The organism is Candidatus Flexifilum breve, from assembly GCF_016713355.1.
Genome location: NZ_JADJPI010000037.1, coordinates 894,311 through 911,654 on the forward strand (window position 1 = coordinate 894,311; position 17,344 = coordinate 911,654).

The 17,344-nt window shown below is 57.6% G+C and carries 13 protein-coding genes and 2 pseudogenes; all 15 read right to left on the reverse strand.

What is annotated here, in order from left to right; translation table 11 throughout:
* Window positions 1–318: 318 nt before the first annotated feature.
* The gene (locus IPK17_RS40820; RefSeq protein ID WP_350341670.1) at window positions 319–486 is read right to left on the reverse strand and encodes an AraC family transcriptional regulator; all 168 of its coding nucleotides are present in this window, start codon (window positions 484–486) and stop codon (window positions 319–321) included.
* Entirely contained in the window at window positions 449–1,027 is a 579-nt protein-coding gene (locus IPK17_RS34830; protein WP_343422324.1) for a response regulator, read from the reverse strand. Before IPK17_RS34830 ends, IPK17_RS40820 begins: the two co-directional genes overlap by 38 nt.
* Window positions 1,018–2,136, reverse strand: a complete 1,119-nt coding sequence (locus IPK17_RS34835; protein WP_343422325.1) for a sensor histidine kinase — start codon at window positions 2,134–2,136, stop codon at window positions 1,018–1,020. The genes IPK17_RS34830 and IPK17_RS34835 overlap by 10 nt, the downstream gene beginning before the upstream one ends.
* Window positions 2,126–3,943: a LacI family DNA-binding transcriptional regulator gene (locus IPK17_RS34840; RefSeq protein ID WP_343422326.1), complete on the reverse strand. Its 1,818-nt coding sequence runs from the start codon at window positions 3,941–3,943 to the stop codon at window positions 2,126–2,128. The genes IPK17_RS34835 and IPK17_RS34840 overlap by 11 nt, the downstream gene beginning before the upstream one ends.
* Before the next feature lie 73 nt (window positions 3,944–4,016).
* Window positions 4,017–4,652 (reverse strand): cupin domain-containing protein, encoded by a 636-nt coding sequence (locus tag IPK17_RS34845; protein ID WP_343422327.1) that lies wholly within the window; start codon window positions 4,650–4,652, stop codon window positions 4,017–4,019.
* 87 nt (window positions 4,653–4,739) lie between these two features.
* On the reverse strand, window positions 4,740–7,736 hold the full coding sequence (locus IPK17_RS34850; RefSeq protein WP_343422328.1) for a glycosyl hydrolase: 2,997 nt from the start codon (window positions 7,734–7,736) through the stop codon (window positions 4,740–4,742).
* Window positions 7,737–7,805: 69 nt separating this feature from the next.
* On the reverse strand, window positions 7,806–10,091 hold the full coding sequence (locus tag IPK17_RS34855) for a DUF5703 domain-containing protein (protein ID WP_343422329.1): 2,286 nt from the start codon (window positions 10,089–10,091) through the stop codon (window positions 7,806–7,808).
* On the reverse strand, window positions 10,088–11,083 hold the full coding sequence (locus IPK17_RS34860; RefSeq protein WP_343422330.1) for an ABC transporter ATP-binding protein: 996 nt from the start codon (window positions 11,081–11,083) through the stop codon (window positions 10,088–10,090). Before IPK17_RS34860 ends, IPK17_RS34855 begins: the two co-directional genes overlap by 4 nt.
* The gene (locus IPK17_RS34865; protein WP_343422331.1) at window positions 11,080–11,808 is read right to left on the reverse strand and encodes an ABC transporter ATP-binding protein; all 729 of its coding nucleotides are present in this window, start codon (window positions 11,806–11,808) and stop codon (window positions 11,080–11,082) included. The genes IPK17_RS34860 and IPK17_RS34865 overlap by 4 nt, the downstream gene beginning before the upstream one ends.
* Before the next feature lie 76 nt (window positions 11,809–11,884).
* A pseudogene (locus IPK17_RS34870) lies at window positions 11,885–12,076 on the reverse strand (ATP-binding cassette domain-containing protein); the annotation flags it as partial.
* A 206-nt stretch (window positions 12,077–12,282) separates the two neighbouring features.
* A complete protein-coding gene (locus IPK17_RS34875) occupies window positions 12,283–13,260 on the reverse strand; it encodes an ABC transporter permease (RefSeq protein ID WP_343422332.1) in 978 nt (325 codons plus the stop codon).
* A gap of 10 nt (window positions 13,261–13,270) precedes the next feature.
* Complete coding sequence (locus IPK17_RS34880; protein ID WP_343422333.1) at window positions 13,271–13,606, reverse strand: ABC transporter permease subunit; 336 nt, start codon at window positions 13,604–13,606, stop codon at window positions 13,271–13,273.
* 55 nt (window positions 13,607–13,661) lie between these two features.
* Window positions 13,662–14,222: pseudogene (locus IPK17_RS34885) on the reverse strand (ABC transporter permease); the annotation flags it as partial.
* Between the two features lie 130 nt (window positions 14,223–14,352).
* Window positions 14,353–16,029 carry an ABC transporter substrate-binding protein gene (locus tag IPK17_RS34890; protein ID WP_343422334.1) on the reverse strand — a complete coding sequence of 559 codons (1,677 nt, stop codon included), beginning with the start codon at window positions 16,027–16,029 and terminating at the stop codon, window positions 14,353–14,355.
* Window positions 16,030–16,329: 300 nt separating this feature from the next.
* Window positions 16,330–17,292 carry an acetylxylan esterase gene (locus IPK17_RS34895; protein ID WP_343422335.1) on the reverse strand — a complete coding sequence of 321 codons (963 nt, stop codon included), beginning with the start codon at window positions 17,290–17,292 and terminating at the stop codon, window positions 16,330–16,332.
* Window positions 17,293–17,344 lie beyond the last annotated feature (52 nt).

A 17,344-nucleotide genomic window follows, 5' to 3' on the forward strand; every position in this document is an offset into this window, starting at 1 on the left:
GTACTTTGATTAAAGGATATTTCTGCCGTGGTACTTGGACATTAGCGTTATCTTCGTTCGATCCGAAGACACGTTGGTTGATTGTGAGCAGGATAGTGGTCGGCACATGAGGAGGCGCATTGGAAACGACAAGCCCAATCAATTCTGCTCAGCTGTATATGGGTCGCAGCACTTGAAAAGGCAGACTTCAGGGCAGGCTTAAGTAGACTCTCGAAAGTTCCAATGTAGGGGTAGACCTATGTGTCTACCCGGTTTCGGGCGTACACTCAGGTGCGCCCCTACATCCATTCGTAGATTTGTTTCGAGAACCTACTCTTGTCAGTTTTCAGGGAGGGTGGGGAATGGCGATCCTCTCAATGAACGGTGCAGCAGTCGATAATCCCGAGGCGAACAGGCGGCGATCTTTTGGAACACACGGCTGAAGTACGCCGGGTCATCAAAACCGACTTCACTGGCGATCCGGGTGATGCTTATATCGGACTGCACGAGCAGGTGTTTGGCTCGCAAAATCCGGTAGCGATTCAGATATTCCCAAAGGTGGGATACCCATTTCTTTGCCAAAAATCCGACTGAGGTAATCCTCGCTCACCCCCACGGCGGCGGCGATCTCCGCACGCGACAAGGTATACGCGAAGTTCTGCTGCATATAGGCTAACGCCTGCTTGACTAATTGACTGGAGTGTTGGGGTAAAGCTGCCTCTCCGTCGAAGATGTGCTGAATATTCGCGACCAACTCCTCGTCGGAATGGATGTTTTTGAACTGGAGCATCACATTACCGTAATCCAGACGCTTGATGTCTTCAAACGATAACAGTCTGCCCGTTAACACCACGATCGGCGTTGAGCTCATCCGGGGACTGCTGCGAACAACTTCGAGGACACGAAAGCCATCAACCTTCGGCATCGATAAATCGAGAAGTATCAGGCTCGGGGTCACAGTTTTCAGCACATCCAAGGCGACTTCGCCGTTTTCAGCTGTCATCACCGGGTATCCGGCAAATCTTTCCGACAACAAGCCTAGATACACTTCCCGGGCTTGGGCATCATCATCGACGACGAGGATGGGTGCGCCAGCCGGTAAGGGGCGAGCGACTGAATCAAATCAGATAAATTTTGCATGCTCAGCGGTTTGAGCAGCACGTTGGTCAGCTCAGCGCTCGCTGCATCACCCTCTGCGCGTTTATCACGGTACAACATGAACGGAATCTGGCACAGCCGTGGATGATTGCGTACGTGTTGAATGATAAGCCAGTCGCCGGGACGGGCATGATCCATATCCCATGCCAATATAATTGGCAACACAGCGCCGAGGGCCTGGTTCAGAGCTTCAATTGACGAGACCAGAATGGTGTCTGCGTTAGATTTCCGCGCAAGGTTGACGAATTCGAGCGGCGGCAAGTCCAAGGCGGAAATGAGCAGAACCGAGCGTCGTTTCCGATCATTCGGCTGTGGGCTGACATCAATGATGCGCCCACTTAAGTTAGGCAGCGGCAGGTAAATGTGGAAAGTACTGCCTGTGCCCGGTTGGCTTTCTAGCAGCAGCGAGCCACCATGCAAGGCGATCAAACGGCGCGTAATCGTCAGACCTAATCCGATCCCCTCCGGACGGTGATTGACTTGACTTTCGGAGACGAATGGTTCAAAGATGCGTTCCTGTTGGTCAATGGGAATACCGTAGCCCGTGTCGCGCACCCAGATATGAAAGTGCGGGGGAATGACGTCGGCACCGAGCACAACTTCTCCAGCATCGGTGAACTTACTCGCATTACTCAGAAGATTGAAGATGATCTGCCGCAAGCGCGTTGGATCGGCTTGAATGACGGGTAAGCGCGGTGGGAGTTCCAGCTTCCACAGGACGCCGGCAACCGGACTGCTGCTATCCAGCATCGTTCGAAACGTTTGCTCAAGAAACGGACGCGGGGCAATTGTTTCCGGGTACAAGTCAAGCTCGCCGAGATCCGCGCGCGACAGATCCAGCAAATCGTTGATCAGGCGGATCAAGTGCTGACCGGAGTCATGAATATGTCCCAGGTCGGCGCGTAACTCCTGTGGGACTTCACTGTCGCGCCGCTCATCCAGTGCCAGCCGACTGTAGCTCAGAATGATGTTGAGGGGCGTTCTCAGTTCATGGCTCACGTTGGCGAGCAGCTGCGTTTTGAGTTGATTGGCTTTTTTCCGCGAGGTTTTTAGCGTGCAGCGCTTCTTTGTACAAATCTTTCATCTGTTCGACGAGCAGAGCCCCTTTGAGCGCGCTGCTCAGATGCAGACTCAAGGTCTCATAAATGAAGCCATTGAGCGGTCCGATCTCAAAGACGACATAACCAAAATGCTCGTTACGGAATTGGAGCGGCAGTACCGCTAAGGTCGAACGGGCGCGTCGGGCTGGCAGATAATCCGGCGGCACAATGTCACGAATGGCAAACGAACACCCGTCGGGCGCCAGAGGGACAATTCCACTTTCGTTATAGGCGAGGACCAAGCGTGCGTGATCCGGAATGCGGTTAGGCGTGGTCGAACTCTCGGCATACAGCACGACATAACAGGCCGGAATTCCCAGTTTCGAAAAGTCGCGCACGATGGTTTCGCTCAACCCCTGGAGATCAAAGGTCGTGATCAGGTCCTCACCCACCGACCGCAGCGCCGCATCCAGTTGAGCTTGTCGATATTCCCGCTGTGCCTCGATGTTCAGGGCGATCTCCGCCAGAAATACCCGCCCATATTGCCAGAGATTCTCGGCCCGCTGCAGCTCATTCGGATCGATGAGCAGGGGGTGAACGTGTCGACGATGTACGGAAAGAAGTGACTGCCATGTCGTATGGTTGATGCGTGAAGCCCCAAACAGGGCGACGAATTCGGTCAGAAACCGCTTAAATTCACCGGTTGTGCTCTGCAAATCGCTCACGAACGCATCATGCCACCTGTAAAGCATGGCGCTTTCCGCCGCTGACAGCGCATCGTTGCACGCGCTAATCATGTGACTTACGATGGCCGTACGTCGTTCCGGCAGTGTTGATTGGTCATCAGTGATGGTGCTGTGACCAGGTACTTCAAACTCAGCCAGCGCGGCTGATTTGCAGCCACACGATTGGCGAATGATCAGTTGGGCAGGAATATCCACCCGGTGCTGAACGGATTCACCATTTAGGATTGCGACCAGCAGTTCCGCCGCACTACGTGTCTCAGCGCCCGCTGAGAGATGCACAGTTGTCAATGGGGGGATCATCGATCGGGCGCTCACGAGATCATCAAAACCCGCAATGGCAATATCCTCTGGCACGCGAATAGCACGCGCTTGTAGGGCCTGCAGCGCATCAATCGCCATATCATCGTTCGCGGCGACCAACGCATCAAAGTGAACACGACGCTCGTCTACCAGCAACCGGACGGCGTTCTCTCCCGACGGGGCAAAGAAGTCACCAGCAGTCACTAAGAGGGGATCGAAGGGCAAGCCAGCTTCGGCCAGACTGTCGGTATAAGCCCGGTACCGATCTTCACCGGTGACCGAACTGACTGATCCGCGGATGAAGGCGATCCGACGATAGCCGTGATCGTGGATGAGGTGCTGCATCAGCGTGCGCATGCCCCCATAGAACTGCATGGTCACCCCGGGGTACTGATCGAGGAGGATATCCGTACCGACGACCGGCAGCGGCGCAAACAGCTCGTAAAAATCCTGCAAACTGCGCATCCCAACATAATGCCCCAAACCGCCGGAGATGATCACGCCATCCGCCGAATTGGGAGTCACCAACTGATAGAGACTGTTGGGAGAGGGAACAGCCGCTGTGGCTTGCAGCATGCGACCAACGACGATCAGAAGATTGAAATCGTGACTCTGCGCGAAGTTCACCATCTCACCCCATGCTGTAGTCGGCGTGCCTTCTGACAGCGACCGGGTTAAAAAGGCGATTGTCGGACGTTCTGCTGATGTTGCAGCGTGCATTTTATGCTCGGTATTCACACAACCCGCTTTTACGGCGCTTACTCATCCTGCATTGTAGGTAATCAGAACCGATTCAAACAAGTTGGTCAGCATCTTGCGGTCCCGCATTCGACGCGTCGAGCCGGATTCGGCTGTAGAACTTCAGCCGCACATCGTCCAGCAATCCGCTGACGGGCGAGCCGCGAAACCGGGTCGGGATCGTCTGATAGTGGTTGGCCAGCGTGTTGTAAACACAGATTTCTACGCGGTTGCTACCCGCCCGCAGCACACCAGCGAGATCAAAGGTCCACGGTGGCGCGATGCGGGTACCGATGGTCACATCGTTAATCCGTACTAGCGCTGTGGAGCTCACGTTTCCCAGATCGAGGACGGGATGGCACGCCGCCTGTACTTCAGTTAAGGCGAATTCCTGTCGATACCACGCCCCGCCGGAGTAGGTGTGCAGACCATCCACTTGTGACCAATCGCCACACGCCAGCAATCCTTCCTCGCACTCCAGCTCAATCGGATCGGGGATCGCCGCGCCGTCATAGCGTCCGCCCGAGTGATCCAGACAAAGCGTTATGTTGGCCACGTCCCGAATTGCATGGGGAAGGGTCGCGCGGTAAACGATGGCGTCCCCGTCGCTCGGTTCAGCTTCGAGCGTGCATTCCTGCCCAGCCACCCACAGCCGCGCCTTGCCGTAAGCGCGAAACGCCAGCGAGCGCAAACCGGGGGCGCTGGTAAAGTGATACCAGCCAAGCGGAGTCGTAGGTGCCGGCTGGGCATCAAAGGGCAGAATTTGAGTTGTATTGTGTTAACGTAGGGTAGCGTTGTGCTTATCGAGCGGCGGTCGCCGGAACGATTGTTCCGTGAGAAAGCAGTACCCGCGCCCCACATCGTCATACCGGAGCAGAAATGGATGCTTGCCGCTGGACAAGACGATGTTCTCAGCATCGAGCGCCAGCGGCACACCGTCGATCCACAGCCTGCTTGGTAGTAACCCGCCGCAGACCACTTTCGCGGTGCAAGGCTGCGCGACGTGGACGGTTGTCCAGAGATAGTAATGGGTACCGTTCGCTTCCGGCACGCGCGTCAATGCCGTATGCGTTTGTTCGATGCGCCCTAACGCGATGATGTCGTCGTGAACCTCACCCTTCAGTCCGTGATAACCTTGATGTCCGGGGTCATTTTCGATCCCGTCACGCCACGAGAATTCGTAGGACTGCCATGCATAGCACGCTCCATTCCATTCGACGGGCACCTGGGGATCAATGACGGTCAGCGCGCCCAAGGCGGTTTCAAGGAGTGTCAGATCGTTGTCAGGCAGCGGACCGAGTTTCCAGAACTGCCGCCCAAAGCCCATCGTGGTTTGGGCCCACGCCGCATCATCGAAATCAGCCTGTACCCAACCGGAAGCTTCGCCGCTGCGCTGAGGATCGAACTGGTAACGGCAGCGCCGAATCTCCGCACCGATGCGTCTATCCGTCGCGGGTAGGCGAAAATCCCCCCACTGATTGTCGAGCGTCGGCACAAGTTCAAAGCGCCATATTCGGTCAAACACCAGCTCATCCGGCGGCTGTTCAGCCGTCCCGCTGACCGTTCGTGACCTTCCGTCCTGCTGGATCGTCCCGTGATACGTGCCACCAGCCGCGACCACCCCGGTCACGCCGCCCTGTTCGCTGACGGCGACTTGCTCGACCCCCGGCACATCGATCAGCAGCGGGCTGTCGTCCGGCGCGAACACGATCAATTGCAGCTCGTGTTCGGTCAAGGGCAGGCGCACGTAGGTTCCCTGTTGATCCGTGTTCACGGCGTACAGCGGTTGGGTACTCCCCGTCCACATATCCCACAGTTCAATCTGCCCATGCGTCCGGAAATATCCCAGTGACCCTTGGGTCACACCATACACGGCGTACAGGTCGCGCGCACCGATGCGGCGGTGCATCACCCCGAGCGGTTCACTCGACGATCCCGCTGTTGTTTCGACCGCAAAATCCGGCGGGAACGCGCCGCGGAGGTGCGTGATCACGTCGGCGGAACTGACCACGGCGGGCTGATGGCTGGTTATTTCTCGCACGAGTTGATCGAGGTCAGGATCGTTTGCGCCGAGGCGATCACTGGCTTCCGGGAGCGCCCCCACGAGCAGCACAAGGCCGCCAGCGCGTTGAAACGCCGCGGCTTTCTCAAGAGTCGAATACCGCACAGCGCGCATCGACGGCAGGATCAAAACGCGGAAATGTTCACCCGCGACTGTGAGTTCGTTCCCGTCGATCACCGCGCGATCCAGCGACTCAAAGTCAATGAAATCGAAGTCGATTCCCTGCGCGTATAAAGCGCGTCCCAGTTCAAAGCTCGTTTCGACCGCCGTCTGCCCGTCCAAACCCGCTTCGACGGCGGCGACCGGGTACAGAAGCGCCACATCGCAGCGATGCACACCCTGACTCAGCAGGTAGCTCAGGCGCTCCATGCTCGTCAGATAATTCCCAAAATGCGCCCAATACGGCATGCGAAAATGATTGCACGGCGGGGCCCATTCCCACCACCCACCGCGGGTTGAGTAATAGAGCCCGTGCAGACTGAGCAGGTTTTGCCCATGCACATAGTTGATCAGGCTGGCGCGGGTGAGGTCCGCGGTTGAGGTGCCCCATCCGCTGGAATGAAAGCCTTCCAGCCACACCCGCTGCCGCTCATACAGGTGGGCAATCGATGCTGCGACCTTGTTCTTGATCAGATCCGTTTGCAGGAATGGCTGATCGCAGCCCGGCGCTTGATTCCAGCGCTGCGTGCGAAAATAATCGCCGAACTCATCGACGGTCAAGCCGCGCCCGCCGTGATCACAGCCAAACATCATGCCGCGCCGCTGATGCCACTCATACAGCGGCTTGAAGTAGCCTTCTTCCGAGAGCGTCACCAGCACATCGTTGTAGTCGAGGCGGACTTTGGCGGTGCGCGCGCCCAAATCGAGCCAGAGAGCGGGTAGTTCCGGGATCAGGTCATAGCCTTTGCGCCGCCAGAATTCCTCGGCAAAGCGCGTCGTCCACAGCTTGCCCGACACGCCAAAGTTGAGCTCATCGGAGAAGAAGAAGTTGAGCCCTCGTCCCGGCTGATCGGGATGGTGATCGGTGAAGCGCTCAAAGAAGCGGTTGATCGTCTCTCGGCCGCTGGCCGGGTGCATCGGGTCGAGCGAGCGCGTCACCGTTTCCGCCGCGACCACCGCCACCTGCCAGCCAATCGCTGGCGGCGTCCAGCGCAGTTGTCCTTCGCTGACCAGCGGACGCAGATCGATGCCGTTTTCCACCCGCGCGCCTTCGGATTGGTACGCCATCACGCTGATGCAGCCTTCCGGCAGTCCGATGTCCAGCACTTCGCCGGGTTTGATCGTGTGTAGGGTCATGCGTAAAGTTTTCCCGCGCATTTCCGGGTAGATCGCGCTGATCTCGTCGAGATACCAACCCTGCCCCACGCCGAGCGTATAATCGCTCACACTGACGGCAATGCCCCGTTGATTCGCTTCCTGCACAAACCAATCGAACAGCGCCCACCATTCGCTGCTGAATAACGCGGGTTCACTCGGATAGCTGAGACCCCACGTCACGCCGCCGAGATCGCTGTGCGCATAGTTGATTTGCAACCCGCTGATGCCCCGCCGGGTGAGCTGATCAAGCTGCCATGTCAGGCGTTCCCGGGTGAGCGGTTCACCCAACCACCAGTAAAACGCCACCTCGCCATAGCCCGCTGGCGGATTCTGAAAACCGGGCAAGACATCAAAATCGGCCTCGCGCCGAGGATACCCATGTGGTGAATCGTTCATCAGGTCAACTCGAAGTATGAAATAGCCCATTTGATTCGTGCTCTAGAGAAAGCGGCACGACGTGTTCTGTCAATCACCGGATTCGGCTCCCGCGCGCTCAGGCGTGGGCCGCACTTCGACTTGAAGGCGTGGGAGGTCGCTGGTCATGGTCAGACGACGCAGCTGCCCGTCAATGTGTTCACATTCGATGATCGTGTTCCCCGGCGCATGCAGGCGAAACGCCACATCGATGCTTTTATCCCAGCACGGCAAAAGGTAGACGGTGCCACCGTTAGTTTGCAGCAGCATTTCTTGAAGCTGAATCATGCCCGAGCCACCCCAATTGTGATCCGGCGTCCAATCATGACCCGGCCCCCAGTACACCGGCACGCGCTGATCGGCATTGCCGAGTTTCCGAATCAGGAAGTCGCTGGCTTCGGATAACATCCCCAGTTTTGCGTACTGAATCCCCTGTTGATGCCAGCTAATGTGGGACAACTGCTCATCGCCTTCCGCCGCTAGCCGCGCCGTATCGATGGCCAACTGTAAATCGGGCTGGCCGATGCCATACTGGCCAAAGGGAAACACCGGATACAGTTCGGGGATTTCGACGTTATGGCGCTCTGACGTGCTTTCGGCATACGCGATGATCGTCTGATCGGCTTTCGTGCGGGTGGTGATCGGCGGCACACGCTCCAGAATGCGCCACCAGTTCGCCCGCTGTTCCGGCAAACTGTAGCGCTCCGGCAGCGCCAGCATGCGTCCCAGCAAGGCGTGTAGACCGGCCACCGCATCAATTGGATTGCGAACCGGATGATAGGTTTCCAGCGCATTGCCGGGTTCGATGATCATCTTGCCGCGCGCATCATTCTGTGGATAGAAACCATCATAGAATTTGACGATTCCATCCAGAAAACCGATATATTCCCCAATATCCTTGTGGGTATAAGCGGCATATTCGATCAGCATCACACCGATTTCTAGTGCCGTGGAAAAATGATACTTGATTTGTGGCACGGGCAAGCCGGTGGTGTTTCCCCACCCGTGATCGCACGTTGGGCACAAGCCGTAAATGCCGATCTGTTCCGGGTAGACCGCGCCATCTACATCAAAGTAGAACTGGGCGCGGAGGGTCGCTGTTTCGAGCAGACGATTGAAGAAATTGAAGATCTGCGGCAGCATGTCAAAATCACCGGACTTGAGCATGGGCCAATACACGAGGCGCTGGTTTTGACTGGTATGCGATCCGCCGCCCCATAAGCGGTAGTCCGGCGTGTAGTGCAGTTTTTGCTCAGACCAGGGGCTTTTCCCGGCGAAAATCGGATCAAACGTGAAGAGCCCACCGTTGAACTTGGTCGGGTATTCCCCGTAATAGTTGCACCCGAGCAGGTAGCGGAACAGTTGATAATTGCGCCCGATTTGCCACATAACATCCTGTTCGTCGGGCGTCGCGCCGTTGATGACGATATAGCTGCGCGCCCAGTACGCCTGCCACCAGGCTAGGGCGGCTTCCCGTGCATGGTCATCTTCAGTCGCCTCGTGATCAAGCGCGCGCAGGGCGCTTATCCACGCTTCAAGCGTATTGGTCTGCGCGGTGTACAGGGTGATTTGCAGTTTTTGCGCGGAGGTTGGCTGGGGCGACTGGAACTGATAGCCAACAAAATCGGTATCGACATACCGCCCGCGCTGCGTTCCCGTATACTCCAACCCGGGAGCCGTCAGCAGCCCGCCCATCGTGCGGTTACGCTGTGGGTTGTGCAGTCCAGCCTTGATTGACTGCATCCCTTGCGTATCCATTTCGCGGTCAAACGAGAGATAGTCGTTGCGGTTGCGGTGATAGAACAAAAGCTCATCGGCGCGCGTGACTTCAATCTGATCCTTGTGAAACACAATCGGGGTGGTTGGATCCCCCCACACTTCCTTGCACTGGAACAGCTCGTACGATTGGCTCTCGACGAGGCGGTCTTCGGTGCGCCAGCTTTCGTATGTGACTGTGAGATCCGCCGCAAAACTTGCGGTCCAGTCCACATGAATGACGGGACGCCCCACCTCCACCCAGACGCGGATCTGCACCGTCCCCTGCTCAGACTCGCCTTCGATATGGATGTACCCGTCGTACAGTTCCAGCGTCTGCCGGAACTTCAGCGCAAACGGAGTCGGCGTGCTGCGTACGCGCAAGCGCCCGCCTTTGAGCATGGAGCCGTTTTCGTCAAACGCGCCGGATTGCGCAAAGTACAGCAGCAGGTCATCATTTTCGACCCAGACGTTACAGCCGATGCTGTGTCCCCCAACCGGCATCGACTCTCCGGAATGAGCACTCTGCCGCTCCCAGATCAGGTTGTACGTGCGCATAGCGTCAATCAGTGAGAAGGTCATTCAGAACGACTCGCATCATTCAGGAGAAAACAGGCGGCTTTGTGTCCGGGCTGCACTTCGACCAGCGCGGGCTGTTCTTGCTTGCAGCGCGGCATGACGTGGGGGCAGCGCGTCGAGAAATAGCATCCCGCTGGTGGGTTGAGGGGGCTGGGAACCTCGCCCTTGATCTCGGCAGCCCGTCCGCTGTTTGACCAGCGCGGCTGGGGCACTGAACTCAGCAAGGCTTGGGTGTAGGGATGGGCCGGTTGCTTGAAGAGCAGATCGGTAGGCGCGCTTTCGACGATCTTGCCGAGGTACATCACAGCGACTTCATCACTCAGGTAACGAACCGCGCGGAGATCATGCGAAATGAACAGCATGGTGAGGTTCAAACGGGCGCGCAGATCGCGCAGTAAGTTGATGATCTGCGCCTGAATCGACACATCCAAGGCCGAGATCGGCTCATCACCAATGATGAACTCGGGATTCGTCGCCAGTGCCCGCGCGATCCCCACGCGCTGCCGCTGCCCACCGCTGAACTCATGCGGGTAGCGATTCTCAAAAGCCGGGTTCAAGCCGACCATCACCATGAGATCGGCGACGCGCTGCCGCAGATCGCGTTCATTGACCAATTTGTGAATCAACAGCCCTTCACCAATGGTAAAGCCGATGGTGGCGCGCGGATCGAGCGATGCATACGGATCTTGAAAGATGATTTGCATGTGCTTGCGCAGCGGTACGAGCGCTTTGGGTTTCAATCCGCAGAGATCCACACCGTTGAAGAGCACCTGACCGCTCGTCGGGCGCACCAATTGGAGTACCGAACGCGCCACGGTCGATTTCCCACAGCCCGATTCGCCCACCAGGCCCAGCGTACGACCGTGAGCAATCGAAAAGCTGACATCATCGACCGCGCGCACCGTCGCGCGTCCCTGCCACGGCAAACCGAGCGCGGGACCCGGAAAATGTGTGCGCAGATTACGGACACCGAGCACTTCAGGTTGAGTCGTCATGCGTCGATCGATCTCCAATTCCAGCAGGCGGCTTCGTGCGCATGCGCTACGGGTTCCAGCCGGGGAGCTGCGGTTTTGCACTGATCGGATCGGTATTTGCAGCGCGGGTAGAAGACGCAGCCCGGCGGCAAGTCGATCAGTTCCGGGGGGAGGCCGGGGATGGCTTCGAGCGGTCGCGTGCGATCACCATCCAGCATCAACGTCGATTCAAGCAGCCCGCGGGAATACGGGTGGCGCGCCCCCGTGAAAATAGCGTGTGTGCCGCCGACTTCGACTTCCCGCCCCGCGTACATGACGACCACCCGATCACAGACATTCGAGACGACGCCCACGTCATGCGTGATCAGCACAATGGCCGCGCCCGTCTCATCCTTGAGCTTGACCAGCAGGTTGAGAATCTGATTTTGCGTGGTCACGTCCAGCGCGGTGGTCGGTTCATCCGCAATGAGCAGCGACGGGCTGCACGACAGTGCCAGCGCAATCATGACGCGCTGGCGCATTCCCCCAGAAAACTCGTGGGGAAACTGGTTGAGGCGACTCGCGGGCGAGGGAATCCCCACTTGAGCCAGCAGATCGGCGGCTCGGGCACGCGCGGCTTTCGGCGTGAGTTTCAAGTGAATCCGCAGCGGTTCCATGATCTGGCGTCCCACCGTCATGCGCGGATCGAGTGCGGTGAGCGCGTCCTGAAAGACCATCGCCACTTCGTGCCCGCGCAGCGACCGCATCTCCGGCCTCGCTCAAGGTTAAGATGTCGCGATTGTTGAGCAATATGCTTCCGCCGACGATCCGTCCCGGTTTGGGAACGAGGCGCATCAAGGCCAGCGCCGCGGTCGATTTGCCACAACCGGATTCACCCACCAAGCCAACAATCTCACCGGGAGCGACCTGAAATGATAGGTCTTGCACGGCGTAGACGAGACCGTCACGCGTCTTGAACTGAACTTGCAGTCGCTGAACCTGCAAAACATCTCTTTGCCGTTGTTCCAGACTCATCCGAACTATTCCTGTCAAAAACCGTTATCTTTGGTCAGCTAGCGTGAGTTATGGATAGCATTTCTCTGACCCCACCCCCGACCCCTCCCCGAATTCGGGGAGGGGAGCTAGAAAGAGCAGGGTTTTCTCCCCTCTCCCCGCTTGCGTGGGAGAGGGGCTGGGGTGAGGGGTAAGCGTGAATGAGGCTTCTCCATAACTCAAGTTACCTAGCGTGAGTGTGAACGCGGGTTTAGAGCATCGTTGAGCGCATCCCCCACAAACTGCAGCGACAGCACCACCAGTGTCAGCGTCAGACCCGGCATGATGATCAGGTAGGGCTGGGCGCGTAGGCGGCTCAGGGCCTCAAAGATCATGCGCCCCCAGCTTGCGCCCGGCGGCTGAATACCGATCCCCAAGAAACTCAGGCTGGATTCGTAGAGCATGGCATTCCCGAAGCTCAAGGTGAAAGTCACGATGACGGAACCCAGCACATTCGGAATCAAATGGCGCATCGTGACCCAGCGCGTCCCCGCGCCGAGCGCGCGCGCCGCTTCGATGAACTCTTTCTCGCGCAGCGACAGCACCTGACTCCGCACCAAGCGCCCCATATAGGGCCACGCCACAAAGCCAATCGCAAAGATGACGACTAAATAGCTGAAGATGACGCGATCCTGAAACAGCGCCCAACCGGTACTCGCGTACAAGCTGCTGGTCAGCGAATCAATCGTCGGGCGCGTAACCACGCTCACAAACGCCGCCAACCAGATCGATGGAAAACTGAGCAGCGCATCCATAATCCACACCACGACCCGATCCACCCAACCGCCGAGGAAAGCGCTCAACGCTCCGGCAAACAACCCGATCGTGGTCGACACGGTTGAGATGCACAACGCGACGAGAAACGCCGTGCGCGCGCCCATGAGCACGCGGCTAAAGACGTCGCGTCCGAGTTCGTCTGTCCCCATCAGGTGAGCGCTATTCGGCGGCTTAAGCAGGTTGTTCCAGTCCTGCGTCAGGTAGTCATACGGCGCGATCTGATTGGCAAAGATGGCGGCCAGCAGCAGCAGGACGAAGATCAGCAAACCGAGCATTCCGGTGAAGTTATGCGCGAAGCTGTGGACAGCATCACTCCAAAAGGTGCGCGGCTTGCTGGTGCGCCACAGCGCGGCAGCGTCTGTGGACTGATTATCGATCTCGGCGCTCATCGGCTCACCTTCAGGAAAGTTTGACACGGGGATCGACCATGACATAAAACACATCGACCATCAGGTTGGACAACAACACAATCACAGTGCCCACCAGCGCCCCCGCCGTCGCGGTCTGAATATCACCCAGCGTCAACGCGCGGGCGACGACCTGCCCGAAACCCTGCAAATTGAAAATCGCCTCAACGAACAAGGTGCTGCCGACCAACTGCCCGGCCGTCAGCCCCAACACCGTGATCACCGGAGTGAGGCTGTTGCGCACCACGTGATAGAGGAGCACCTGAAGAGTCGAGAGGCCGCGCGCCCGCGCCGCGCGAATATAGTCCTGAGATAGAACTTCCAGCACCGAGGCGCGGGTGAAGCGGACAAGATTCAGGGAACGGGCCAGCGGCCAGACAAGCCGCCGGCAGAATCGTCTCCTGGCTGAACAAACCGCGCCAGCCCAACCCGACCGAGGGCAGCAGATGCAGTTGATTGACAATCACAATCATGCTGAGCGGCGCGAGGACGAACGCGGGAATAGTCGAGAGCACGGAGGCCGCCGAGACCAGCAAGCGGTCGAGCAGGGAGTTGCGATAGAGCGCGGTGATAAAACCGATAGGGACAGCGGTACAGGTGACGAAGACCAACGCAGCGAACGCCAATTGCAGGGTAATCGGCAGCGATCGCGCGAGCAGGTCGGCAATCTCGGGCTCACCAATCGCCACATAAGAGCGACCGAGATCGCCTTGGAGCGCTTTTCCAAGCCACGTGGTATAGCGAAGCAAGACGGGATCATCCAGACCGAGTTCAGCGCGGTAGCGATCATACAACTCCTGATCGAAACGTCCGCCGCTGCGTTGAAAGGTCAAATACGCGGCGAGATCGCCCGCGCCATACTGCCCCAAAACAAATACAAACGCGCTCACCACCAACAGCAAGGGGATCAAACCGGCGAGGCGACGCACTAGAAAGCTAAACATGCTGGTTCACCATAATGAACATTTTTTCAGATCATTTTCGACTGCCCACCGGGGATGCCAACCACAAGGCTCAGACCAGCCACTTCACAGGGCTCTGAGCCTTGCGCAATCGACGGACTACAACCGCTGCCTAGCGGTTGTAACTGAGGCCTTCGAGGGTTTCACGGAAACTGAGTGAACCACCAAAGTTGTTGATCACTTCACCTTCGACATACGGAGCGATCAGCATCGAACTATCAAGTGTGAACAGGTCAATGGTATACACCTGATCGACCCACACCTGCTGGGCTTGCGCCAGAATCTCGCAGCGGCTGGTAATGTCGGTCGCAGCAGCGGCCTGCGCCATCAGGTCAAGGAGTTCGGGGACACGCGGCATCGTCACCATCCCCATCTGCGCTTCATCGGGCAGCGGGTCGGCAGAGTTCAAGGAGGCGAGGTTGTTCATAAAGGCCATCTGATCGATGAAGTGATCGCCCTGTTCGTTCGGCCACAGGTGCGTCGGGTAGGGCGGCGCGTTGAAGTCAGCGATGGGCGACGATTGAATGTTCACCGTGATACCGAGATTCTGTTGAAGCATCGCTTGGACAACCTGAGCGATGATCAAGTCTTGCGAGAGCGGCATCCCGAACATGCCCAACTGCATGTTCAGCGGCATCGTGGCGATCTCCGCGGCATAGGGTGACAAGGCGAGTTCGGCCTGAGCCGCGGCTGGATCGTAGGGCATACCAACAACGCTGGCGAATTGATCCCCGCAGTTTACGTTGGCGGGCGCAAAGTGACCGGAAATCACCTGATAGGTCGTTTGGCCGTCGCCACCGCCTAACACATTGCTCAGGGCCTGCCGGTCAATCGCCATCGAGATCGCCCGGCGCACATGCACGTCGTCCATGGGGCGGAAGGGCGTGACGAACAACTGCACGACACTCAAGCTGGGATAGCTCACGAGGCTGGATTGGAGATATTCCGACGATGCCAGGTTCGCTACATCAATCGGGGTCATCGTGAAATCGATAACTTCGGCTTCCCCATTCTCGAAAGCCGCGATGCCCGAAGACAGGTCTTGGACAAAAATGGACTCCACGCGGCTAACAGTTGGTGCAGCGCCAAACCAGTAGGGATTAGGAACGAGGGTCATGCCGCTGCCCGATGTAAATGACTCCAGCATGAACGGACCCGAAAACACTGTGCCGGATTCGGTCGTCCAGTAGGCATCATCGGCATAGGTTTTGCCGGCACTGGCCAGCACCGATTCGGCTTTGGCTATACGCGCAAACTGGAGGTTATTGAGCATAAACAGGGTCGGCTGTGTGAATTCGATGCGCAGCGTGTAATCATCCACCACGATGATGCCTGCGACATCCGCCGCGCCGAACTCATCTGCTGGAATACCGCCGTCGAAGACTTCTTGCGCGCCGACAATGTTCGCGTATTCACGGCGGGCAGGGAAGAAGTCGTGTTGACCGTAGATGTCGGGATGACCGCTCATAATCTGATAGTTGATGCTCCACGCGGCATCCGCTGCCGTGATCGGCGAACCATCGGAGAACTTGGCATCCTGACGCAGCGTGAAGACAACCGACATATTGTCCGCGGCTACTTCCCACGATTCGGCTAAACCCGTGGGGACGGGTTGAGCATTAGTGTCGCCGCCGACGAGCGGCAGCCACAGAAGATCGACGACATGCCCAGCGCGTTCACTGGGGGTCGCCAGCATCCCCGCCGCACGGTAAGCCACCGGCTCGATCACCCGAAAGACGGTATCGTCTTGAGCCGTCACGACACCCAACGAAACGGAACCAATGCTCATAAGCAGCACGAGAAACGCAAGAATTTTCCTAATTCCCAACATAATTTGCTCCAATGCAACTATCATGGAATCAATATCAAACGCGACAAAAGTCACATTTCGTCTGTAGTATAGGGTGATGCGGAATCCCAAAATAGGATTCCTACGTCGAAGTACTTGGACAAAAGCGCACTCAGTCGATGCATTCCGTTTCGATTGAAGATGTCGAGTTCTGAGCCAGCACCGAGTGGGCAAGTTATTGCATTTACCGTACTTGGTAAACGGGCATACTTTGTTGAGTGACGGCTGCGATCTGGCCAATTACATCGATTGCATGAACTGGAAAATCGCATCATATATGCCTGGCAGCCCCTCGTGCCCAAAATCGGGATACACGGCGAACGACTTGGGCGCGGAGATCTTGTTGTAAGCAGCAAATTGCGTGGAGGGCGGACACACGGTGTCCATCAGTCCGATACTCGCGAGCACCTCGGCCCGAATTCTCGGTGCCAAATGCTGCACATCGATGTAGCCCAGTTGAGTAAAGATGGCGGCTTCGCGCTGGTGCAGCGGATCGTGATTGCGGAAGTAGGTGCGCAGCTCCGCATAGGCATCTTGAGCCAGATCCATCTGCCACACCCGTTGGTAATCGCACAGGAAGGGAAAGATCGGGGCGGCTCGGCGGATACGCGGTTCGAGCGCCGCACACGCGAGCGTGAGACCGCCGCCCTGACTGATGCCGGTTACGCCAACGCGACCTGCGTCGACTTCGGGCATATCCATAACAATCCGTGCAAGCTGGGCGGTATCTAGGAAAATATGCCGAAACAACAGGTTTTCAGGCGGGCCATCCAGTCCGCGAATGATGTGGCCAGACTGTGTAGTTCCTTTGTGACCGCCGATATCTTCGGACAGCCCAGCCTGCCCACGACAGTCCATCGCTGCCACCACAAACCCTTGTGCGGCGTAGGGCAGTAATTCAACCCACTGGGGTGAAGCGCCCTGATACCCATGAAACATCAGTATGGCGGGTTGACTGCCGGAACGCTGCAAGGGGCGCACGAACCGGGCATGAATGCGCGCCCCGCGCACGCCGGTGAAATACAAATGAAAACACTCGGCGAAGGCACACTCGAAATCGGCCGAGACGCATTCAACTTGAGAGTCAGTGTGTTGCATTTCGGTTAGCGCCGCATCCCAGAAGGCATCGAAATCGCCGGGCCGAGGATTCGTGCCTGCGTAGGTTTTCAATTGATCAAATGACATATCAAACAGAAGCGGCATAAGACTATCCAACCTTAGGCATTTGCGAGTACTGTCCCATGCTTGGGTGGCT